The sequence below is a fragment of the Colwellia psychrerythraea genome (genome assembly GCF_000764225.1).
In the GTDB taxonomy this organism is placed as follows: Bacteria; Pseudomonadota; Gammaproteobacteria; order Enterobacterales; family Alteromonadaceae; genus Colwellia; species Colwellia psychrerythraea_D.
Window position 1 is genome coordinate 24,099 of the sequence record NZ_JQED01000009.1, and the last position, 22,010, is coordinate 46,108.

At 39.1% G+C, this 22,010-nt stretch carries 19 protein-coding genes; 4 read left to right on the forward strand and 15 right to left on the reverse strand.

Going from position 1 to position 22,010, the window contains the following annotated elements; translation table 11 throughout:
* Positions 1–7 precede the first annotated feature (7 nt).
* From galE to ND2E_RS14970, 8 genes are all read right to left on the reverse strand, one after another.
* Positions 8–1,030: a UDP-glucose 4-epimerase GalE gene (gene galE / locus ND2E_RS15005; RefSeq protein ID WP_033093060.1), complete on the reverse strand. Its 1,023-nt coding sequence runs from the start codon at positions 1,028–1,030 to the stop codon at positions 8–10.
* Between the two features lie 163 nt (positions 1,031–1,193).
* A complete protein-coding gene (locus ND2E_RS15000) occupies positions 1,194–2,192 on the reverse strand; it encodes a hypothetical protein (protein WP_033093061.1) in 999 nt (332 codons plus the stop codon).
* Positions 2,193–2,233: 41 nt separating this feature from the next.
* Positions 2,234–2,866: an adenylyl-sulfate kinase gene (cysC, locus tag ND2E_RS14995; RefSeq protein WP_033093112.1), complete on the reverse strand. Its 633-nt coding sequence runs from the start codon at positions 2,864–2,866 to the stop codon at positions 2,234–2,236.
* Between the two features lie 112 nt (positions 2,867–2,978).
* Entirely contained in the window at positions 2,979–4,706 is a 1,728-nt protein-coding gene (locus ND2E_RS14990; protein ID WP_033093062.1) for an SLC13 family permease, read from the reverse strand.
* Positions 4,707–4,868: 162 nt separating this feature from the next.
* Positions 4,869–6,269 (reverse strand): sulfate adenylyltransferase subunit CysN, encoded by a 1,401-nt coding sequence (gene cysN, locus ND2E_RS14985; protein ID WP_033093063.1) that lies wholly within the window; start codon positions 6,267–6,269, stop codon positions 4,869–4,871.
* Positions 6,270–6,323: 54 nt separating this feature from the next.
* Positions 6,324–7,223 carry a sulfate adenylyltransferase subunit CysD gene (cysD, locus tag ND2E_RS14980; RefSeq protein WP_033093064.1) on the reverse strand — a complete coding sequence of 300 codons (900 nt, stop codon included), beginning with the start codon at positions 7,221–7,223 and terminating at the stop codon, positions 6,324–6,326.
* A 234-nt stretch (positions 7,224–7,457) separates the two neighbouring features.
* The gene (locus tag ND2E_RS14975) at positions 7,458–7,796 is read right to left on the reverse strand and encodes a ComEA family DNA-binding protein (RefSeq protein WP_033093065.1); all 339 of its coding nucleotides are present in this window, start codon (positions 7,794–7,796) and stop codon (positions 7,458–7,460) included.
* A 175-nt stretch (positions 7,797–7,971) separates the two neighbouring features.
* Complete coding sequence (locus ND2E_RS14970) at positions 7,972–8,496, reverse strand: TlpA family protein disulfide reductase (RefSeq protein WP_033093066.1); 525 nt, start codon at positions 8,494–8,496, stop codon at positions 7,972–7,974.
* A 170-nt stretch (positions 8,497–8,666) separates the two neighbouring features.
* Here ND2E_RS14970 and mfd point away from each other — a divergent pair, with 170 nt between their 5' ends.
* The 3 genes from mfd to ND2E_RS14960 all read left to right on the forward strand — a co-directional run bounded on the left by mfd (position 8,667) and on the right by ND2E_RS14960 (position 14,480).
* The gene (gene mfd / locus ND2E_RS14965) at positions 8,667–12,290 is read left to right on the forward strand and encodes a transcription-repair coupling factor (RefSeq protein WP_033093067.1); all 3,624 of its coding nucleotides are present in this window, start codon (positions 8,667–8,669) and stop codon (positions 12,288–12,290) included.
* A 181-nt stretch (positions 12,291–12,471) separates the two neighbouring features.
* Positions 12,472–14,115 (forward strand): CsiV family protein, encoded by a 1,644-nt coding sequence (locus ND2E_RS22345; protein ID WP_052056314.1) that lies wholly within the window; start codon positions 12,472–12,474, stop codon positions 14,113–14,115.
* A 77-nt stretch (positions 14,116–14,192) separates the two neighbouring features.
* Positions 14,193–14,480 (forward strand): DUF1244 domain-containing protein, encoded by a 288-nt coding sequence (locus ND2E_RS14960; RefSeq protein WP_033093068.1) that lies wholly within the window; start codon positions 14,193–14,195, stop codon positions 14,478–14,480.
* Positions 14,481–14,768: 288 nt separating this feature from the next.
* On the opposite strand, the gene ND2E_RS22150 is transcribed toward ND2E_RS14960, so the two are convergent.
* The 5 genes from ND2E_RS22150 to ubiU all read right to left on the reverse strand — a co-directional run bounded on the left by ND2E_RS22150 (position 14,769) and on the right by ubiU (position 20,003).
* Positions 14,769–15,656, reverse strand: a complete 888-nt coding sequence (locus tag ND2E_RS22150; RefSeq protein ID WP_035142417.1) for a TIGR04219 family outer membrane beta-barrel protein — start codon at positions 15,654–15,656, stop codon at positions 14,769–14,771.
* A gap of 151 nt (positions 15,657–15,807) precedes the next feature.
* The gene (locus ND2E_RS14955) at positions 15,808–16,539 is read right to left on the reverse strand and encodes a pseudouridine synthase (RefSeq protein WP_033093069.1); all 732 of its coding nucleotides are present in this window, start codon (positions 16,537–16,539) and stop codon (positions 15,808–15,810) included.
* A gap of 239 nt (positions 16,540–16,778) precedes the next feature.
* On the reverse strand, positions 16,779–17,930 hold the full coding sequence (locus ND2E_RS14950; protein WP_033093070.1) for a cupin domain-containing protein: 1,152 nt from the start codon (positions 17,928–17,930) through the stop codon (positions 16,779–16,781).
* A 54-nt stretch (positions 17,931–17,984) separates the two neighbouring features.
* On the reverse strand, positions 17,985–18,866 hold the full coding sequence (locus tag ND2E_RS14945) for a U32 family peptidase (protein ID WP_033093071.1): 882 nt from the start codon (positions 18,864–18,866) through the stop codon (positions 17,985–17,987).
* A 141-nt stretch (positions 18,867–19,007) separates the two neighbouring features.
* The gene (ubiU, locus tag ND2E_RS14940) at positions 19,008–20,003 is read right to left on the reverse strand and encodes a ubiquinone anaerobic biosynthesis protein UbiU (RefSeq protein WP_033093072.1); all 996 of its coding nucleotides are present in this window, start codon (positions 20,001–20,003) and stop codon (positions 19,008–19,010) included.
* A 172-nt stretch (positions 20,004–20,175) separates the two neighbouring features.
* Between ubiU and ubiT the strand changes: the two genes are divergently transcribed.
* A complete protein-coding gene (ubiT, locus tag ND2E_RS14935; protein ID WP_223303559.1) occupies positions 20,176–20,766 on the forward strand; it encodes a ubiquinone anaerobic biosynthesis accessory factor UbiT in 591 nt (196 codons plus the stop codon).
* A gap of 119 nt (positions 20,767–20,885) precedes the next feature.
* Here ubiT and kdsB read toward each other — a convergent pair whose 3' ends face one another.
* Both kdsB and ND2E_RS14925 read right to left on the reverse strand, forming a co-directional pair.
* Entirely contained in the window at positions 20,886–21,734 is an 849-nt protein-coding gene (gene kdsB, locus ND2E_RS14930) for a 3-deoxy-manno-octulosonate cytidylyltransferase (RefSeq protein WP_052056316.1), read from the reverse strand.
* Between the two features lie 2 nt (positions 21,735–21,736).
* Positions 21,737–21,925: a Trm112 family protein gene (locus ND2E_RS14925; RefSeq protein WP_033093073.1), complete on the reverse strand. Its 189-nt coding sequence runs from the start codon at positions 21,923–21,925 to the stop codon at positions 21,737–21,739.
* Positions 21,926–22,010: the final 85 nt, after the last annotated feature.

The following is a 22,010-nucleotide window of genomic DNA, read 5'->3' on the forward strand; positions in this document are numbered from 1 at the left end:
TTTGTTATTAAAAACCATTTGGGTTTTCAGACTGCCAGCGCCAGGTATCTTGGATCATCGCGGTTAAATCGTATTTAGCCTGCCAATCTAATAATTCATTTGCTAACGTTGCATCAGCATAAACAGTAGCTAAATCACCCGCTCTACGAGGTACTATTTGATACGGAATATCTTGTTTACTGATGTCTTTAAAGGTATTTACTATCTCTAACACTGAAGTACCGTTGCCTGTTCCCAAGTTAATCGCCTGACAACCTTGAACCGTGCCTTTTGCATGACCTAGACTCTCTAACGCTTTGACATGGCCTTGCGCTAAGTCAACCACATGTATGTAGTCACGGACTCCGGTACCATCTTGGGTATCATAATCATCACCAAACACTTGCAACTGCGCTAAGCGGCCAACTGCCACTTGTGCTACATAAGGTAATAAATTATTCGGAATGCCGTTAGGGTTTTCACCTATTAGGCCTGATTGATGAGCGCCAATAGGGTTAAAGTAACGTAAACACGCAATCGACCAAGACGCATCACTTTTGGCTAAATCAAAAAGGACGTGCTCAACCATCAATTTTGTCTGGCCATAAGGATTTGTCGCTGAAGTCGCCATCGTTTCATTCAATGGTGAGACATTATTGCCATAAACCGTTGCCGATGAACTAAACACTAGATTCTTAACCTGATGTTTCGCCATAACTCGCAATAACGTAATCGTACCTGTTACATTATTTTGATAATACGCTAATGGAATTTCATTAGACTCACCCACTGCTTTCAGTCCGGCAAAGTGTACGACCGCTTCGATATTATGTTGTTCAAAGACTTGCTCTAGCGCATTTTCATCACAAACGTCAGCTTTAATAAAGGTAACAGTTTTATTGGTTATTCGCTCAATACGTTCAAGAACTTTAGTTGACGAATTAGATAAATTATCAACAATTACAATACCTTGCTCATTGTTACTTTGCAATAATTCAACAACAGTATGACTGCCAATATAACCAGTACCACCCGTGATTAATAAACTCATGATATCCCTACTTTTTCGATAATTTACTGAAATAGTTTTTTCAATTAGATCACTAATTACCACTAAAACAGTCCAACTTGATGTTAACTATTTTAGCGCTTAGTTTTTGACTTTGGTACTAATTTCTATGCTTAAATGTAGGCTCACAGAAATAGGGTATTATCTAAGCACGGTAATAATGTTCAACGTGCTTGATAAATTTTGCTAATTGGCTCTTAGGGAGAACATTGATGCCAGCCGCTGCCGCCCTGCCGCCCCCTGTTGGAAACTGGGCACAAATATCACCAGCACCTTGTTTATTATTTAACGGAGCCCGTAAACTTAAGGTATAACTTTGCTCAGTTTGACCATCACTTGTCGATGGTTGATCAATTTCATTTGGGTTGAGCGTAACAACAATATGTGCTTTATCTGGTGCTTGATTCGCTAAGTCATTGCCATAAACACCACTGACTCTACGAGACCACGCTGCATCTTCAAGCATGATGGTTTTAACCACCTCATTATCACTCAAAACCTCTGCAGTACGCGCTTTAGCCATATCGGCTAAATAGGCCATTTTGAGCTGACTAAAAACAGAATCTCTTTCATTAATTAAGATAAAAGGGTCGGGATATTGTAATAACAACTGGTAGAGCTCTGCGGGATGAAAGTGCAAATCACTTAATTCTTGCCCATAACCATTATAATTAATGTACGTACCTAGTTCATTGAGCTGTTCTTGCTCCCGCATTGACAAACCAACTTTCTGCGCTAAATGGCTGGCACTAGCGTGCATATTATCGCCAAAAGCAGCAGCTATTGCCCAGTTAGTATATTGCCCTTTTAAAAAGTCATTAACTAATAAACTGGTACACGTATTCGCATCAGTATTAAGTAATGTCGTTAGTTTAGTTGATTTTGGAATATCGCCCGTTCTATGGTGATCAACATAAAAAACATCAACTTGGTTATCGAGCAGTGCTTGCAGCGCTTGATTATTTTTTTCTAAAGAGATGTCTAATACTGTTACCGTTGATGCTTTACTAACATCAACGCGTTTAAGCAGGCTAATATCTCGCTTAACGCCGGTAATTAATCTCGATTCTTTAGGCGCAGCTAAGCGTAACTGGAGTAAGGCAATAATGCCGTCAGCATCGCCATTAAACACATCATAATGCATGGTACAAATATCCCTGATTTACTGAGTCAATTGGCGAATAATTATTGGCCTAACGAGTTATCACTAATGAAGCCTTGCTCCATCAGGTAACCAACAATTTGCTCTGCACATTGCTCTACAGATTGCTCTGCTGTTTTGACGTGAATTTGTGGCGACGTAGGTACATCATAGGTTGAGTCAATACCAGTGAAATCTTTTATCTCACCTGCCCTTGCTTTTTTGTATAACCCTTTAGGATCACGCTGTTCGCAAACACTGATGGGGGTATCGATAAAGACTTCGATAAACTCTCCTGCTTCAAGTTTCGCTTTGGCTAGCGCTCTATCACTGGCAAAAGGAGAGATAAAGGCAGTTGACACAATCAAGCCGGCATCAAGAAATAATTTAGCCACTTCTGAAATACGTCGAATATTTTCAATGCGCGCTTCATCACTAAAACCTAAGTCGCCATTAAGACCATGACGTACATTATCGCCATCAAGTAAATAACTATGACAACCTAATTTAAACAATAAGGCATCCACTGCATTAGCCACGGTTGATTTACCCGAGCCACTTAAGCCGGTATACCATAATAATGCTGGTTTTTGTTGTTTAAGCTCTGCGCGTTGCTCTTTGCTGATTTGTTGGTTATGCCACACAGTGTTCTGTGTTTTCATAGTCGTTGTTGTCATATTATCTGTTGTCATGCTAGGTGAGCTCTGTATTTGGCTGTCATTTGGTTTACTAAGAGAGTTACATAAGTCTGATTATGTAACACAATTAACGACCAAGTTAACAGGAAAGTTAAAACGGATAAACAATGGGAATAACCAAAATTACCGTTGTACTATAAATCAATGAAATGGGTAAACCAAAACGGACAAAGTCCGTTAATTGGTAATTGCCCGCGTTATAGACCATCACGTTGGTTTGATAACCATAAGGACTGATAAAACTGCCACTTGCCGCAAAGGCAACGGCCATCACAAAGGGTGTTGGGTCTACGCCAAGACCTAGCGCAATGTTATATGCAATAGGAAACGCTAAGGCCGCTGCAGCACTGTTAGTGATGAGCTCTGTCATGGTCAATGTTAATAAAAAGATAATAACAAAAGCGATATAGATACTTTGGCCATGTAAAAAACCTTCGATGTTTTGCGCTAACATCGCGGCAATCCCCGTATTCTCAAGGGCCGACGCTAAGGTTAATGCGCCTAGCACTATCATCCAAATTTCTAAAGGAAAGCGGCGTTTTATTTCGTTAACCGACAGTGAATCACTGAAAATTAAAAAAGCTAAATAAATAAATAAACAGCTAAGTAAAGGTAACGGGGTAAAAACTGACACTAAAATACTGGTAATAAAGCCCCACACCGTGGTGTGATCACGCCAACCACTGAGCATATTATCGGCCTGATGGCCGGATAATATATAGAAATTTTTCGATAAATTTGGTCTGGTGGTAAAGTCTTGACCAACCGCTAACACCAGAAAATCCCCTGGTTGTAAGACGATATCACCTAATTTACCCGATAATGCAGAGCCTTCTCGACGCACTGCAACAACCGCAGCATCAAAACGTGCGCGAAAACCGGCTTTTTTTAAAGTTTTCCCGGCAATAGTTGAATCCGCTTTCACCAGTACTTCTGTTAAATTATCTCGCAATAAATCATCTTGCTCGGCATATAAATTCAAACCGTCAAATTGCTGTAATGTTAATACCTTGGAGATATCACCACTGAAAATCAGTTTATCCTGTGCAAGTACACGCTCTTCTGGGCAAACGGGTGAAATTAATCGACCTTGACGGACTATTTCCACTAAAAATAACGAGTCCAAATTTCTCAGACCATTATCTTCAATACTCTTACCAATTAGGGTTGATGAGGTGGCAACTTCCGCTTCAAGTAAATAATCATTGGTGGTTAAATTATCATCTACCAAGGTAGGTAAAGAACGGCTGCGAATTAAAATGACAAAAAGACATAAAACAAAAGCGGCTAGACCAATTAAGGTGAAATCAAAGAAGCCAAAGCCCGCATGACCTTGTTTAATCAATAAGCTGTTTACAATCAGGTTGGTCGAGGTGCCCACGAGTGTCAGTGTCCCCCCTAAAATCGCGGCAAAGGAAAGCGGTAATAAGAGTTTCCCTGCATTAATGAGATTATTCTTTTTCACGGTATTAATCAGTGTGGCCACGACCGCCGTATTACTCATGATAGCCGAAGAAAAGGCCGTACCGAGTAATAAACGTAAGGTTGATTTTACTTTTGAGCCATTAAAAACACCGGCAGATAAACGTCTTAAAATACTGGTACGTTCAAAAGCAAAGGAGCAAATCACTAACAAGACTAGGGTAACAAGGCCTGGGTTAACGGCGTTGGTTAAAATGTCATCAACGCTGACTAATGACAGTGCTAAACACAACAGTATCGTCACAGAGAAAACTCGCTCTGGTACATGGCTGTATTTAACTAAGCTGATAAAAGTGGTAACAAACACACCTATCATCAACCACTGCGCTATTGTCATATAAATTCCCTTGCCTAAAAAATGATAACCACGGTGAAACGTTATACAAAATAAAAAGGCTATAAAGCGCTAACTTTACAGCCTTAAAGCTCTCTCTAGCGCGAACAAGTTCCCGCCTACAATTCATTTAACTCGTAGGCGGAATTTTAATCACGCTTTGGGCTATTTAGTAATGTCGCGTGCACCCCAGTGTGGGAACTGCTTGCGAACTAAAGCATTCAACTCTAATTCAAACGCCGAGTACTCATGCGTTTCTTCATCGATAGCGTGGTTTATCATGCCCGCACCAACGGTTACATTACTGAGTCTGTCGATGATAATGAAAGCACCCGTGCCTTGATTGTCTTGATAAGCATCAAAATGTAGAGTTTCACCAGCGACGAAGTTAACGATACCGATATCATTCACCGCGAGTTGCGAGCTAGATAAACTTTCCATGGTGTTTACGTCGTATTTGCTTACAATGTTTTGTGCATGACCCGTAGTCATTTTACTGCCGTGCTTGATAAAGTATTCACGACCCGGCTCAAGTTCATTTTCATGCATCCAAACAACCGTTGCACTGAACTCTTTTGCTGAAACAGGTAAACAGTCCTTTTTAACTATGATTTCGCCGCGGCTAATATCTATTTCATCTTCTAGGGTTAGCGTTACGGCCATGCCTTTATCTGCACGCTCTAAATTGCCATCAAAGGTAACAATGTCTTTGACGACACTTTCTTTACCTGACGGCAAGGCAACAATAGTGTCACCGACCAGTACATGACCCGAAGCGATAGTGCCGGCAAAACCACGGAAATCAAGATTAGGTCGGTTCACATATTGTACTTGGAAGCGAAACTGAGTGAATTCATCTTGGGTTTTCACATCAATCGTATTAAGCAACTTCATCAAGGTTGCGCCCGGATACCATGGCATGTTGTCGCTTTCTTCGACCACGTTATCGCCATTAAGCGCTGACATTGGCACAAAACGTACATCAGAAAAGGCTAATGATTCACTAAATTCACGGTATTCTTTTTTGATTTCTTGATAACGTTCTTGAGAGTAGTCAACCAAATCCATTTTGTTTACCGCAACGACAATGTGTTTGATACCCAACAATGAACAAATAAATGAATGACGACGAGTTTGCGTCTGTACGCCATAACGCGCATCAATCAAGATAATCGCAATATCACATGTTGAAGCTCCCGTAGCCATATTACGAGTGTACTGTTCGTGGCCTGGGGTGTCAGCGATAATAAACTTACGTTTATCTGTTGAGAAGTAACGATAGGCCACATCAATGGTAATGCCCTGCTCTCGCTCCGACTGAAGACCATCAACCAGTAATGCTAAATCAACGGCTTCGCCTGTTGTACCTGATTTTTTAGAATCTTTTTCAATAGCCGCAAGTTGATCTTCAAAAATCATCTTTGAGTCATGTAATAAACGACCAATTAAGGTGCTCTTACCATCGTCTACGCTACCGCACGTTAAGAAACGTACTAACTCTTTGTTTTCATGTTGCTTTAAGTAAGCCTGAATGTCTTCTTCAATTAAGTCTGATTGGTGACTCATAAGTTTATCCTTCCAAAATTGTTCATCAATAAAATGCTGTAAAATAAATGAGGCTTAGAAATAGCCTTCCATTTTTTTCTTTTCCATTGAACCGGCGCTATCGTGATCTATCACGCGCCCTTGACGTTCAGAGGTTTTCGTTAATAGCATTTCTTGAATAATTTCAGGTAAGGTACTCGCCGTTGACTCAACTGCTCCCGTTAACGGGTAACAACCTAACGTTCTAAAGCGTACATTTTTCATCTGTATTTCTTCATCTTCGCCAATCGGCATACGGTCATCATCTACCATAATTAAGGTACCGTCGCGTTCAACAACAGGACGTTTTTCAGCCAAATAAAGCGGTACAATTGGAATACTTTCTAAATAGATGTATTGCCAGATATCAAGCTCAGTCCAGTTAGATAATGGGAAAACACGTATGCTTTCGCCTTTATTTACTTTACCGTTATAGATATTCCACAATTCTGGACGTTGGCTTTTCGGATCCCAACGATGGTTTTCATCACGGAATGAATAAACACGCTCTTTGGCACGTGATTTTTCTTCATCACGGCGTGCACCACCAAACGCAGCATCAAAACCGTATTTATTAAGTGCTTGCTTTAAACCTTGGGTTTTCATGACATCGGTATGCGTAGCACTACCATGGGTAAATGGCCCCATACCCATTTCAATACCTTCAGGGTTTTGATGCACAAGTAATTCAAAGCCGTAGTCTTTCGCCATTTGGTCACGAAAAGCGATCATCTCTTTAAATTTCCAGTTAGTATCAACATGTAATAACGGAAAAGGAATTTTACCTGGCGCAAAGGCTTTGCGCGCTAAATGCAGTAACACGGCCGAGTCTTTGCCGACAGAGTACAACATCACGGGATTATCAAATTCAGCCGCTACCTCACGAAAGATATGGATAGATTCAGCTTCAAGTTTTTTTAAATGGGTTAAATTCATTGCTAATACAAACTTTATGAAAAATTAATGTCCTTATAATGCCATAAACAGATATATTTTCCATATAAGAAACGCATTCAATATAACCAAAAGTAATATAGATATTTATAGCGATTCTAGTCATTTTGATAATAGAGTGATATTGAGTAAAAGGTAATGCGGGCGATTTGAACTAATAAATAAAAAGTCAGCATTACTGCTGACTTTTAAACAATGGATCTGAGCTAAAAAAACTTAAATAGCTAATCTAGCTTTATTTTCAGCAACAATCTTTTCCCCAATGCCACTAACTTTAGTAAGTTCATTAACAGACTTAAAAGAACCAACCTGTTGTCGATACACAATAATGGCTTGAGCTTTAGTATGCCCAACTCCTTTTAGGGTGACCAACTGTTCAAAGGTGGATTTATTCAGGTTAACAACTTGCTGTTTTACTGCTTGTGCACTTTGTCCTTGTGCAACTTGACTTCCATTAGCCTCTTTAGCAAAAGTTAATGGTGAGCTCACGAGTAAAATTACGCCTAACGTTAAGGCAGCTATGGTTTTATTGAGGTGTTTCGGCTGATTATTCATCTTTAATTCCTTCTAAAGTAATCCATTAAACAACAACTGAATTGCCACTAATAAAAAACCTAGTAACAACTTAACAGTCATTACTAGGTTTAGATCGATAACTCTCTTTTGTCAAAAGCCAAATGAGCTATGAAAAATCACTCGCTAGATCAATAGCCACTAATTATGTCTATTTTTAATGCCAAATAATCTTTGCTAACTGTTGTTCACCCTCAGCTAGATTCATTTGGATTATTTTATTATTTTCACCAATGGTGATCAAACGTGGAATGCCACCTGAAGCAAATCGTTTGTAGATACTTCGATCATTATCAACCGCTAATGCGACCTTAATACCACGCTTATCTCGCCAAGTGCTAACAGTAGTAACATCCTCTTCTCGAGCAATAGCGATGATTTCAATGTCATCACTTTCAAGTAATGGGGAATTATTTAACGCCTTAAGTAATCGGTTAGAATCATGGCACCAGGTCGCGAACAAAATAACCAACTTACGTTTGCCTAGTTGGTGTAAATTCACGGTTTCACCATCAATGGTCGAAATGCTTTCAATCGGTAATATATCGCCCGAATTAACGTATTCATCATGAATAACAGCTTCTTGTTGATTTAACGGTATCGCCTGACAAGCAGATAAAGCAATTGTTAAACTCGCCGTAAAAAATAAACGCTGTAATGTATTCTGGGTGGTTTTAACCATGAAAGATGTCCCTATATATATTAATTGTGGTTAACTACCGGCTATTTAACCTTAATTCACGCTATTTTCCAATAAACAAAACAAAAATACGTATCTACTAGCGCTTTTGTTATAGCTTAATTAGAATAGCTGTCATTATTTTATCGCCTAGTTATTAATGTAAGGAAATCATGAGCAAAGCAAGTAACCTGTTGACCCCTGTATTGGCCAAGCGCCGTGGAAAAAATCCCGATAAGAAGAGTTGGCATAATTTACATGGTAGCAGCAGTAGTTTTGCCCTTTACCAAGCCGCACAAACGGCGAAAACACCTATACTATTGATTACAAGTAATACGCCTCAAGCCCTTAAAATTGAGCAAGAATTACTTAGCTTAACGAAGAGTGATAGCCAAAATAAGGCAAAAATCTGCTTATTTCCCGATTGGGAAACACTGCCGTATGATAACTTTTCCCCACACCAAGACATTATCTCTCAACGCTTAGCTACCTTGTATCATTTATCTCGTATGGAATCTGGCATTATTATTGTGCCGGTTACCACGCTTGTACAAAAGTTAGCGCCGAAACAATATATAGAAGCAAACAGTTTAATCATCAAACAAGGCGATAAAAAAGATTTACATCAAATGCGACAAGCGCTCGAAGCAAGCGGTTATCGTAACGTAGACCAAGTGTTAGAACACGGTGAATTTTCTGCTCGAGGCGCCATTTTAGACCTTTTCCCTATGGGCAGTAATAAACCTTTTCGTTTAGACTTTTTTGATGATGAAATTGATGAGATACGCCTTTTTGATCCTGAGAGTCAGCGTTCAAAAGAAAAGATTGATGAGATTAACTTGCTACCAGCACACGAGTTTCCAATTGATGAAGCAGGTATTAATTTATTTCGTAGTCAATTTCGTGAACAATTTAGTGGCAATATCCATAAAGAATCGGTTTATCACAAGGTTAGTAATGGTATATTGCCACCTGGTATAGAGTATTACCTACCGCTTTTCTTTGATAATAAAAAAGACACCGATAAAGATGCTCTCCCATTAAGTAATACGCTTTGTGATTATTTAACCGATAATACCTTGGTCGTTATTAGTGGTGATATTGAACACTCATTGAACCAATATTGGCTTGATATCGAATATCGCTATGAAAACAGACGATACGACCCTACTCGACCTTTGTTACCGCCAGAGCAGTTATTTTTAACGGCAGAATCACTTTATAGTGCCTTAAAACCTTTTGATCGTATTACCATTGCTGAACAAGCCTCAACCGAGGCATTGCAAGTACAAACTAATGAAGATAAAACAAGCGGTCCACAAGTTACAACAGAGATTATTGCGGATACTACTAATGAAGTAAAAAGTAAAAGTAGTGACATCTGTTTTGACGTTAACGCTTTGCCTGATTTAACCATTAACCATAAATTGAAGCAGCCCTTTGAATTAATCAATCAATTCATCGCCAGTAAAGATACGCCAAGCAAAGTACTGTTTGTTGCGCAAAGCCAGGGGCGTCGAGAAAGTGTGCTTGAGTTACTTGAACGAGATAACATCAAACCAGCACAATTTGACAGTATTGATGAATTTATCAATGCCAAAGATACTCTGGGTATAACCGTTAACAGTTTAAGTCAGGGGTTTTCCTTCCAAGCGAAAGGTCACAGTCAGAAAAATGCTATTGCATTAGTCACTGAAGCTGAATTGCTCGGTGATCATGTTTCACAAGCAAGAAGACGCACCAAAGCCCAAGACTTACAAGCTGATGCTTTATTTAAAAACCTTGCTGAGTTAACCATTGGTCAACCTGTAGTCCATATAGAACATGGTATTGGTCGTTATTTAGGTCTACAAACCATTGAAAACGGCGGCATAGTCACTGAGTTTTTGATGCTAAGTTATGCTAACGAAGCCAAACTTTATGTTCCGGTTAGTTCGTTACACTTAATAGGGCGATATTCGGGTACTGACAGTGAAAATGCACCACTGCACAAGTTAGGTAATGATACATGGAGTAAAGCTAAGCAAAAAGCGGCAGAAAAAGTTCGTGATGTAGCTGCAGAATTACTCGATATTTACGCAAAACGTGCCAGTAATCATGGTTATAGTTTCAAACGTGATAAGCAAGAGTATCAAGCGTTCAGTGACAGTTTTGGCTTTGAGGAAACCTTTGATCAAAAACAAGCAATAAATGCCGTAGTCAGCGATATGTTATCACCTAAAACAATGGACAGGCTTGTTTGTGGTGATGTTGGTTTTGGTAAAACTGAAGTGGCTATGCGCGCTGCTTTTGTAGCAGTAAACGATGGTAAACAAGTGGCAATACTTGTTCCAACAACATTGTTAGCACAACAACATTATGAAAATTTTAGAGACAGATTTGCCAACTGGCCCGTAGTCACCGAAGTCTTATCACGATTTAAAACGGCTAAAGAACAAAAAGAAGCGATAGCCAGGGTTGAATCAGGTAATGTTGACATTCTTATTGGTACCCACAAATTACTACAAAATAGCATAAAATATAAAGATCTTGGTTTGCTTGTAGTTGATGAAGAGCACAGATTTGGCGTAAAACAAAAAGAAAAAATCAAACAGTTACGAAGTAATGTTGATATTTTAACATTAACCGCAACCCCCATTCCGCGTACCTTAAACATGGCGATGGGCGGCATGCGTGATTTATCCATTATTGCCACGCCACCAGCAAAGCGTTTAGCAGTAAAGACCTTTGTTCGTGAACACGATGAAGCATTAATTCGAGAAGCTATTTTACGTGAAACTACCCGTGGTGGTCAGGTATATTATCTACATAACCACGTTGACTCTATTGATAAAACAGCAGCAGATATTCAAGCGCTGGTTCCTGAGGCGCGCGTTGTTACCGCTCACGGACAAATGGGTGAGCGCGAACTTGAACGCATCATGAGTGACTTCTACCATCAACGCTTTAACGTTATTGTTTGCACCACTATCATTGAAACAGGTATAGATGTTCCCAGTGCAAATACGATTATAATGGACAGAGCTGACCATCTTGGTTTAGCACAATTACACCAACTTAGGGGTCGTGTTGGTCGCTCACATCATCAGGCTTATGCTTATTTGTTAACGCCACATGAAAAACGTATTACCAAAGATGCTAAAAAGCGCTTAGAAGCTATCGCTTCTCTAGAAGATTTAGGCGCAGGTTTTACCTTAGCAACTCATGATCTAGAAATTCGTGGTGCGGGTGAGTTATTGGGTGAAGATCAAAGTGGCTCAATGTGCCAAGTTGGTTTTAGCTTGTATATGGAAATGCTCGACCAAGCCGTAGCAGCCCTTAAAGAAGGTAAACAATTATCTTTAAACCAAGTTATGTCTACACAAACCGAAATAGAATTACGGGTTCCAGCACTTCTCCCTGATGATTATATTTTTGATGTGAGCCTACGTTTGAGCTTGTATAAACGTATTGCCAGCTGCAAAACCAAAAATGAGTTGGATGATATACAGGTTGAACTTATCGACCGCTTTGGTTTATTACCTCAGCCAAGTAAGAACTTAGTTCAAATAGCCAAGTTACGCCTGAAAGCTCAAACTATTGGTATATCACGGATTGAAGCTAGCGCCACTGGTGGTTCGATTGAATTTAGTGATAATACCTCTGTCGATCCTATGTTGATTATAGGCTTAATTCAAAAGTTCCCATCGGTCTACAGAATGGCTGGAGCGAGTAAGTTGAAGTTTGTAAAAGCTAATGATGATACTCATAAACGTTTCACCTTAATTACCAATATCTTAAATGACTTAGCTAAATAGTTACAACACTACTTAGATCCGTTCAAAGTGCTGCATTGAGAGTGCTTTGAATGGTAACTGGTATAATGGTAAACTTTGGCAAGTAACAGTTAGTTGTCATAAGTCCCTGATATACGGTGACACAGTTTAAGATAACACCTAGTTCGACTGTTTTACTTTGGCCTTACAATACGGATTTTTAATGAAATACCATTCAATTCTAACCCCTGCACTAACCTCTTTATGCTTATTAACGAGTCATAACACGTTGGCTAACAACGTTAAGGAAGAGCGTTGGTTTGAGATTGAAGTCATTATCTTTAAACAACTTGCAGATAATTCAAAAAATACTGAGCAATTCTCCTCTAACGATTTACGTGCCAAAAAAAGTAACGCTCGTGACTTGCTAGCGCCTTATTTACAACCCGATATAACGTCATTAAAGCAATTACTACCTCATTGTGGAAAACAAGATATACAACTACCCTATGATCTAACTAATACGCCCTATAGCCTTTTAACCGCAAGTAATGATACTGACGAATCTTTACTGCAAATAGAGGGCGAAGCTGAGCAAAATAGCACTGAGGGTCAGCTTAAAGATGCTGCAGAAAATAAAACTTTAGCCACCCCGACTGGCACTATGTCTGTTACAGTTATGTCCGAAGAAGACAATGACACTCCACAAGACGAAAACCATAATGACGATGAACAAGACTTCCAAGCTCAATTTACCGCACTAGAATTACCAGCTTACAACCAGTACCCCACCAGTAACAAAATGCCATTGTGTGTTATTCCTGCTGAATATTTCCAACAACACCTGACGGCTGAGCAACTTGAAAGCTTCAACTTCAATGGTTTCCCTGTAGAGAAATTAACAAGCACAATCAATGGACTAGAGCAATGGCGCGATGATGAAACTGACGCGATCACTTGGGCAAGTGATAGTCCTTACTTAATCAGTAAAGATTCCTTACGTTTAAAATCTATTGCTAGTCGCATAAAACGTTCACGTAATTACGCGCCGTTATTGCATCTCGGCTGGCGACAAGTTGGTGAGAGTAAAAGAAAAGCAAAAGCCATGAAGTTATATGCCGGAGAGCATTTAGACTTACGCTATCAACAAGCAATGGCCAAACAGGAGAGTCAGCAGCAAGCGCTTGAGATACAGGCTATTTTGGAAAAAAGAGAGAAAACTGAAGCGTTAATGGGCAAGCAAATGCCTTTAAGTGGCGGCGAAACAACTCAAGTAACAAGCAAGAATATAGAAAGCTCAGAGACGTTTAATGAGATATCGATAGCTGAAGAATTACGCCAGCAAGCCAAACAGCAACAGCTTGATACTCTATTCAAACAACTTTCAATGTTAGATAGTCAATTAAGTAGTGAGACTAAAACTAATGAACTCGATGCCAATAGCGAAACCACACTGACCATGGCAACAACTAAACGTATAGTTGAGCAGTTGTCCTCTGATATTAGCCTTGAAGATATACCATTAAGCGCAAATAATGTGATAGATGAGCAACAGCAAGCGATACCGCCTCTACAACCATGGTCAATAGACGGCCTGTTCAAAGTGCATTTGGATCATTATCTTTATATTGATACTGAGTTCAATATTATTGAGCCTACAAGCGCTTCTCCAATGATAAATAGTAAAGAAAAGTTAGCCAACAAAGAATCAGATCACACTAAGGTTATCTCTTTTAAGCAAGACCGACGAGTGATCACTGGAGAGATTCATTATTTTGACCACCCCCATATCGGCATGGTCGTTCAAATTCGACGTTTTGATCCAACAAAACCTGCTGATGAAGCGGTTAGTCAATCAAAAAAATAAAGTGGCAAAACTAAATCAAATAATAATCATAAATAACAAGACATTCTCAACAAACAATCAATGTAAAGGTTAGTAAAATGGATAAAGAAATAGAAATTCAAGCAGCAGTATTTCGTCGTTTACTTGCGCACTTAGACTCACGTAAAGACGTACAAAATATTGAATTGATGAATTTAGCTGGTTTTTGCCGTAACTGTTTCAGTAAATGGACAGTCAGTGAAGCCGAAAAGCTAGGTGTTAATGTTGATATAGAGACAGCACGTGAGCAGGTTTATGGCATGCCTTATAGTGAATGGAAAGAAAACCACCAATTACCAGCAACAAAAGAGCAGATGGCTAAGTTTAACGAACTAAATAAAAAATAATCGTTAACTTTCACATGAAATTAGTCATTTTTGGGGGTTTAATTCAGCCTAGGCCTAGATACTAAAATACTTGGTTTTCATATTATCTGACAGGCATCTTCAAACTCTTTGCTGCCTGTTGGAGTTTATCTCAGTACACTAACATTTACCTCATTGAGGGCCTTATACCAAACAAAGTTTCGTATAGGCTTTGTTATAGTTTCGCTTCAAAATGAGAGTTATTCGAGAACAATATAACTTAAACAATGAGCCCTTTCCTTCATTAATTGCAGAAATGACATAGGCTTTTTAAAAGTGTGTAATCATGCCAATGAAAGCACCTTTAAATTCAAGATCCGTATATAAATTGTCTAAATCCTCAAATTCCACTTTCACGGCCCGATACCCTAAGGTCAGATAAACGTCCATTTTACGACTATCAGCTAGGCCGTAACTTAAACCAAGTTGATAATCATAAAGTGAATGATCATTGGCCAATGAAAAATCCCCTTGGGCAAATGCGCTTAGCCTCGTTAACGGCAAGCTAATATTCGTAGCAACATGTAACATAGCTTCAATTTGGTCGGTTTTTATTTTACCCGTAGGAGTGACAGAATTTGATGTTGATAATGGCGAGCAATCCCCATACAACTCCCCATCTTCATTAAAACATGATTCATGCCAACCATCAGCCTCATGCTGGGTATTCTCCGTAATTGTTACCCCTGAGACGGTGGCAGCACCATTAAAATCTCGAGCGGTGAAACCCAAGTCAAAAGAAAAAAAGCCATTACTAAATAATTCATAATAAAAGGTGTAATCAACATAACTGACGTTAAAACGGGCATCAACTTCGGCATCGGTAAGAAAGGTTTCATCGCCGAAGTTAAACTTTTGCGTTAACGTAAATTTACCAGTGCTATCAAGCATGGTACTTGAAATACGTACATTAGGGAGTAGTGGATAAGGGTGTTCAATAGCAAAAAAATAGTTAATCTGCTGTTCTTTGTTTAACTTAAAGTCAATTAGCGTATTTTCTTCACCAAAAATACCACTTGCTTCACTTTGCCAGATTTGACCACCCAGATAAAAACCAACCGTATTATTTTTTTGTGGGGTAAAAGTAAATTGTGCAGCTGTTTGTGGGCTAAAAGCAAAAAGTGTTGCAATAGTTGCTGCAAAAACCATTTCTTTCATCGAGTAATTATCCTTGTGCTTCAAATGGCCATGTTCCATGTTTTATATAATCACCGCCACTTTTATGACCACAAAAGATAATATAAAGAGTTACTTAGACAAAAACTTATTGTAACAAATACTTCGATTCAACTTAAGAAAACCTAAGGGGTTATGAAAATTGCGCTATTTCATTTTCAGTTAATTCACGCCACTCACCCGGTGCTAAATCACCTAAAGTTATTGTTCCTATCTGTTCTCTATGTAAGCCCACTACCCTATTACCAACAGCAGCAAACATACGTTTAACTTGATGATACTTACCTTCAGTAATAGTAAGTAGCACTTCACTTCGATAAGAAGCTTCATCAACCAAGTCATCTTTTTCAACACGAGTTAATAGAGCAGGTCTCGTTAATGAGCTTTCGCCTTGAAGCTGAAGTCCTGTATCAAATTGTGCAACTAAAGCCGATAAGTTATCATCATCAATTTCATTGCGCAGCCATACACGATAAGTTTTCTCGCACTGTTTTTTAGGTGAAATAACATTATGTGACCAGCGCCCATCATCTGTGACTAATACCAAGCCTGTGGTATCCGCATCTAAACGCCCAGCAATGTGTAAATCAAACGCTTTATCAACTTCAATACCGTGCAATACTGATGGATACACCTCATCGACATTTGAGCAAATAGTGTCGGCTAACTTATGTAAAATATAATACCGTGAGCCACGTGCACTTAATTGTTGACCATCAATAGTGATAACGTTATTTTCATGTACTTGCATTGCTGGATTTTTAGCAACTTCATTATTCACTCTAACTTCGCCGCTTTTAAGTACTTTTTTAGCTTCATTTCGAGTGAGTTCAGTACTTTTACAAATAAATTTATCTAAACGCATAGTAGACAAGTCCTACTGAAAATATAAATAAGCCGCTATTATCCGTATTGCTTATTAACAAGCAATAACTAATTCCAATTAGTTGTAAAATGGTCAAATTAACGGCTATTATTAACTAAAAAATCCTGCTCAAGAAACCGTTTAAAGGTACTTTTGCAGGACTCTATAAAGAAGCGTTAACACAAGGTTTATCAGTTACAATCTTAGCTTACAAACACTTGTTAACTATTGTTTTCTCGTTATTCTGCTTCCGCTAAATACCAATAACCTTGGTTAAGCAGTTCTGTTGCTAATTCAACAAAGGCAGCATTGTGACTCCAGTCACTGAGATCATCTGGTAACAACATCACTTTGTCACAAAGTAGTTTCACACCATTTGCTATTTCAGCTGAAAAAGCCAATTCACTGCCATTGATATAACACAAACCTTGCTCAATAGTATCTTCAAAGTAAAAAGCGCGTAAACCGCCTAAACGTTTAATAGCATGGCTATTAAGTAGGTTACTTACCTCTGTTAGATCAAACGGTTCATCGGGTAACAAAATATCAAGATCATGCTTAGCTGCAGTTAAAAACTGGCCAGTAAAGGTTTTAAAAATGGCATCGTCATCTAATAAGCTAGCCACTTGCTTTTTAATGCTGGCATAATCATCATTACTGATTTCACCACTTTGGTTAACGACTTGTCTGTTAGGGTCAGTTAATAATTCAGAGCCGTGTTCATTATCGATTAAATGGTCGGCAAAGGCGCTCAACACACTAACCGATGAATTACCTCTAAAACCAACCGAAAAACTCATTGAAGTTTCAAGCGTAATACCTTCATGAGGAAAACCTGGCGGAATATATAAAATATCGCCAGCTTCAAGTTCAGCATCAATAATCGCTTCAAAAGGTTCAACGTGCAATAAAGCTTCATGAGCAGCAAACTCGACATGTTCACCGCATGCTCCTACTCGCCAGCGACGCTTGCCTGAGCCTTGGCAAATAAATACATCATAGTTATCAATATGAGGACCGACACTACCTCCTGGTGTGGCAAAACTTGCCATTAAATCATCTAAACGCCAATGCGGAATAAACCGAAAAGGCTCAATCATTTCAGCAGCTTCTTCAGAGAAATTATCAAGTGCTTGAACAACCAGAGACCAGTTTTCGCTACCTAAATGTTCATAGCTTTCAAATGGGCCAAAAGCAGCTTGCCATTGTCCATCTTTTTTATGAACTAGACGCGACTCAACTTGCTCTTCCATCGCTAGACCAGCAACTTCATCAGCTGAAATAGGGTCGACAAAATCTTTAAAGCCTTGGCGAATTACAACGGGTTTTTTCTGCCAATATTCATTTAAAAATTCTTGCGGGCTCAATTGGTTCAAGTTTAAGGTATACATAGTAATCTCATTATTCTCATTTAATAATTGCAGCTAATTTAGCTATTGCTAAGTTTACGCTACGGACATGCCTGCAATTTTGTGCCAAAAGCCATTACATTCTGTGACGCCGTCGAGTTCTTTTCTCGTTGGGTTAACGAGTTGCTCTCTAAAGTTATCAAGTTGGGTAAAAGCTTCTGTGCTATCTGCACTAATGCGAGCAATATCAACCCCCATTGCATCAAGGGCTGGCATTTCATTGATGAGATTATACTGGTAACCTGACAAAGTTTGAATACCATTGAGCACAAATACTCGCTCTCCTTCACGACTGTTCATTCGGCGACCTTCAGGGTACTTAATGCAACAATACTCACAGTCATCTTTTGCTTTATCCTCAGAGCGAGCAGTAAAACAACGGGCAGAATAAGCTAAGGGTAGATATCCCCACGAAAAAACTTCACATTCAAACTGCTGTCTAATTCCCGCATCAGATGCTTGATTTAATAATGTTTTCAACCAATCACCACTGAGCTCTACAGGCATTAACCAGCGCGTCATCCCTTGTTTTAACAAGACTTTAAGGGTTGATAAATTATAACAATTGATCGCAGGTCCTGCGACAAATGGCATGTTAAGCTCATGCATGATTTGTACTGCACTCAAATCATTAGCTTCCACCAGAAATTCACCATTATCACACAAGCGCTTTAACACTTGTATTTCAGCAGGTGACTCTAGTAAGGTCATTGTTGAAACGACGATTTGTTTATTGGTATCTTGCGCCACATCTTGCGCTAGACCAAGCCAATCTTTTGCACGAAGTTCTCGCCTTTTTGAACAAACTGTTTCGCCCAGATAAATAACATCGGCACTTGATTCCTTCGCTTGTTGGTAGAAGTCTACCACTTCATTTTTCGGCCAAAAAAATAAGCTAGGTCCTAAAGAGAATTTCATCATTTTTCCTAAATTTTATTGCTATCAATAATTTTGTGCTTTACCAATCAAACATTCTTCGTGTGCTAAGTGACTTCCTGAAGAATCGAGTTGTCCTAAAAACACATTAATTGCTCAGTAAAGCGGTAAGATGTGTGGTAATTATTGCCACTTGCGGTGATATGCCCCTAAAGTAGTTTGTGAGCCTTCAGATAAATTAGCTAAAGTATTCATCCAAGCTCCCTCAACAGCATAGTTTTCAGGGCTCTGTTGGTACCTGTCTAGCGCCATACGCCATGTTTTAGCTACTTGCTCAACATAAGCAGGACTTCGTTGCCTGCCTTCAATTTTTACCGAAACAATCCCCATGGCAATTAAGTCAGGAATAAGTTCTAAGGTATTAAGACTGGTAGGCTCTTCTAGTGCATGATAAACATTATCATCAACTTCGAAACGACCTTTACACAGTGTTGGATAGCCCGCATTCTCATCTTCTTGGTAACGGTCTATAAGTACGCCATTTAAACGAGACTCTAAGCCTTTATCAGTATCTTGCCAACGGACATATTTAGCAGGTGAGCAGGCACCAACGGTGTTAGGAGACTCTCCTGTCATGTAGGACGACAAGTAACAGCGCCCTTCTGCCATAATGCACAAGCTACCAAAAGCAAAAACTTCTAAAGGCACAGGACTGCTTTTAGCTAACTGCCTAACTTGTTGTACAGACAATACCCGTGGCAACACAACGCGTTGAACATCAAAGTTATTTTTGAAGAATTTTATCGCTTCTAGGTTTGTGGTTGAAGCTTGTACTGACACATGACGTTCAACCTCAGGGTATTTTGTTGCGGCGTAGTCCAGTACTCCTAAATCGGCAATGATTAAGGCATCAGTCCCTATAGCAACAGCATTATCAACGGCTTTTTGCCAACGTTCTTCACCATCCGCATGCGCAAAAGTATTGATGGCTACATGCAGCTTTTTACCTCGCTGATGGACATAATCTGCAGCTTTAGCTAATTTACCATCATTAAAGTTAAGACCAGCAAAGTGGCGAGCATTGGTATCATCTTTTAAACCGATATAAACCGCATCGGCGCCATTATCTATTGCTGTTTTTAGCGCAGGTAAATTACCAGCAGGACAAAGTAACTCCACATCAACTCCCAATTGTCATCATGAATAGAAATAAAAATTTTCAGCAGTGTATGTTGTTCATCGTTCTTATTTATTGATGTGTATTAAAGAAAACTTGATCTGCAATATTAATTTAATTTTTAGCCTTGTTAGAATGCCCCCTATTCAATAAACAGTATCAGAGTCAATAAAAGTGCTAAAAGCCCCTACGTTATTACCTTTATCTGTCAATATTATTCCCTCTTTATCACTGGTTGAGAAAAAGATCCCTTTGCGATTTAAAGAAAAACTAATCAAGGTTATGCCAAAAATTTTGCAACCAAGTTTACGTTTTGTTCCTTTTAGCGCGCAAAAGTCTCTACTTATTCCTGCACTACATTCCATTTTTAGTGAAGCAATAACAGAGGGTGATTTTGAGTTTTTGCAAAATAAATGGCTAAAGATTTCCATTATTGATTTACAACTCAATTGGTGGATAAGCTTTGACCAAGAGCAGTTAATCATGGCATCGCCTAAAGATAATATAGCTGAGGATGTTAGTTTTAGTGCTAATGGTGATGACTTAGTGCTCATTGCTGGGCGTAAACAAGATCCCGACACCTTATTTTTTCAACGCCGTTTAAAAATTGAAGGAGATACAGAGCTAGGCTTAGAAGTGAAAAATTTAATTGACGCCATTGATATTGAGCAACTACCGAGCTCTATTCATGACTTAGTGGACTTTGGTGCTAACTTTTTACAAAACACGCAAGATGAACTTGCTGAGGAAAAATCTGAGCATTAACAGTGAGCTAGTAGTAATGCTGATCAGCTAATTTAATTAGTTGATCAACATTTAAGTGTATCGATAGAAGTTAACCTGTCAGCTAAACAGGTTACTTAACGATGCAGACGAAAGCTGAATTAGCTTAAACTTGTCGCGTATGCTCTTGCTTTGGCCAAATCTTCAGGGGTATCAACCCCTTCAACAGGTACATGGCTATTTGCTACGGCAACATGAATTCTCTCACCTTGATATAACACTCTTAACTGCTCGAGCGCTTCCACTTGCTCTAACTCACTTGTTGGCCAATTGACATAATCTTTAATAAAACCTGCACGATAAGCATAAATACCGACATGTCTTAAATAAAAATCACCTATAATCCGAATATTTTCTTCGGTATTAGCCTCTGCTGTTAAAAAACGTTCCCTATCATAAGGAATGGTCGCTCTAGAGAAATACAAAGCATAACCATCTTTATCAAGTATTACCTTAACGGCATTGGGATTAAACGCTTCATCAACAGAATCAATGTTAATAGCCAAAGTCGACATGCGCGCTACTTGACTACTCGCTTGCTGGTTAGCTAGGTTATTCGCTACTTGTGCTATGTTCTCTGGCGGAATAAAAGGTTCATCACCTTGCACATTAACAATAATTTCATCATTGCTAAATTGATATTTTTCCATGACTTCTGCAAGACGTTCAGTGCCTGATTGGTGATCCGCGCGTGTTTTACATACTTCTGCACCAAAGCTAGTTACAACGTCGGCCACTTCATCATTGTCAGTAGCGACAATCACTTGTCGAGCACCACTTAATTGCGCTTTTTCAACAACCCATTGAATCATCGGTTTGCCATTAATATCGGCTAATACCTTTCCTGGTAAACGTGATGATTGATATCTAGCGGGGATAACAACGACAAAGCTAGCATCAATATTGGACTTGTCATTTATCGTTACATCGTTAGTATCACTAACAGCCATAACTAGCTACCTTGCTCGGTAGGCTTAATTTCACGTGCCTCATTTTCAAGTAATACCGGAATATCTTTATCTATGCTGTAAGCTAAACGATCAAAATGGCAGATAAGCTCTTGTGCTGCTTTATCGTAATCTAATTTACCTTTACATACTGGACAGGCGAGGATTTCCATTAATTTTGTATCAAAAGCCATGTTAACTTCTCTCTCGTTTATATTTTATTAGATGAGCTATTTGCTCATTCATTGAACATCTCGGTGAATGTGTTGCTGCTTATAT

Coding starts and splice junctions, on each gene's coding strand:
- galE (WP_033093060.1), bottom strand. CDS start 1,030: ATGAGTTTATTAATCACGGGTGGTACTGGTTATATTGGCAGTCATACT.
- ND2E_RS15000 (WP_033093061.1), bottom strand. CDS start 2,192: ATGCATTATGATGTGTTTAATGGCGATGCTGACGGCATTATTGCCTTA.
- cysC (WP_033093112.1), bottom strand. CDS start 2,866: ATGACAACAACGACTATGAAAACACAGAACACTGTGTGGCATAACCAA.
- ND2E_RS14990 (WP_033093062.1), bottom strand. CDS start 4,706: ATGACAATAGCGCAGTGGTTGATGATAGGTGTGTTTGTTACCACTTTT.
- cysN (WP_033093063.1), bottom strand. CDS start 6,269: ATGAGTCACCAATCAGACTTAATTGAAGAAGACATTCAGGCTTACTTA.
- cysD (WP_033093064.1), bottom strand. CDS start 7,223: ATGAATTTAACCCATTTAAAAAAACTTGAAGCTGAATCTATCCATATC.
- ND2E_RS14975 (WP_033093065.1), bottom strand. CDS start 7,796: ATGAATAATCAGCCGAAACACCTCAATAAAACCATAGCTGCCTTAACG.
- ND2E_RS14970 (WP_033093066.1), bottom strand. CDS start 8,496: ATGGTTAAAACCACCCAGAATACATTACAGCGTTTATTTTTTACGGCG.
- mfd (WP_033093067.1), top strand. CDS start 8,667: ATGAGCAAAGCAAGTAACCTGTTGACCCCTGTATTGGCCAAGCGCCGT.
- ND2E_RS22345 (WP_052056314.1), top strand. CDS start 12,472: ATGAAATACCATTCAATTCTAACCCCTGCACTAACCTCTTTATGCTTA.
- ND2E_RS14960 (WP_033093068.1), top strand. CDS start 14,193: ATGGATAAAGAAATAGAAATTCAAGCAGCAGTATTTCGTCGTTTACTT.
- ND2E_RS22150 (WP_035142417.1), bottom strand. CDS start 15,656: ATGAAAGAAATGGTTTTTGCAGCAACTATTGCAACACTTTTTGCTTTT.
- ND2E_RS14955 (WP_033093069.1), bottom strand. CDS start 16,539: ATGCGTTTAGATAAATTTATTTGTAAAAGTACTGAACTCACTCGAAAT.
- ND2E_RS14950 (WP_033093070.1), bottom strand. CDS start 17,930: ATGTATACCTTAAACTTGAACCAATTGAGCCCGCAAGAATTTTTAAAT.
- ND2E_RS14945 (WP_033093071.1), bottom strand. CDS start 18,866: ATGAAATTCTCTTTAGGACCTAGCTTATTTTTTTGGCCGAAAAATGAA.
- kdsB (WP_052056316.1), bottom strand. CDS start 21,734: ATGGCTGTTAGTGATACTAACGATGTAACGATAAATGACAAGTCCAAT.
- ND2E_RS14925 (WP_033093073.1), bottom strand. CDS start 21,925: ATGGCTTTTGATACAAAATTAATGGAAATCCTCGCCTGTCCAGTATGT.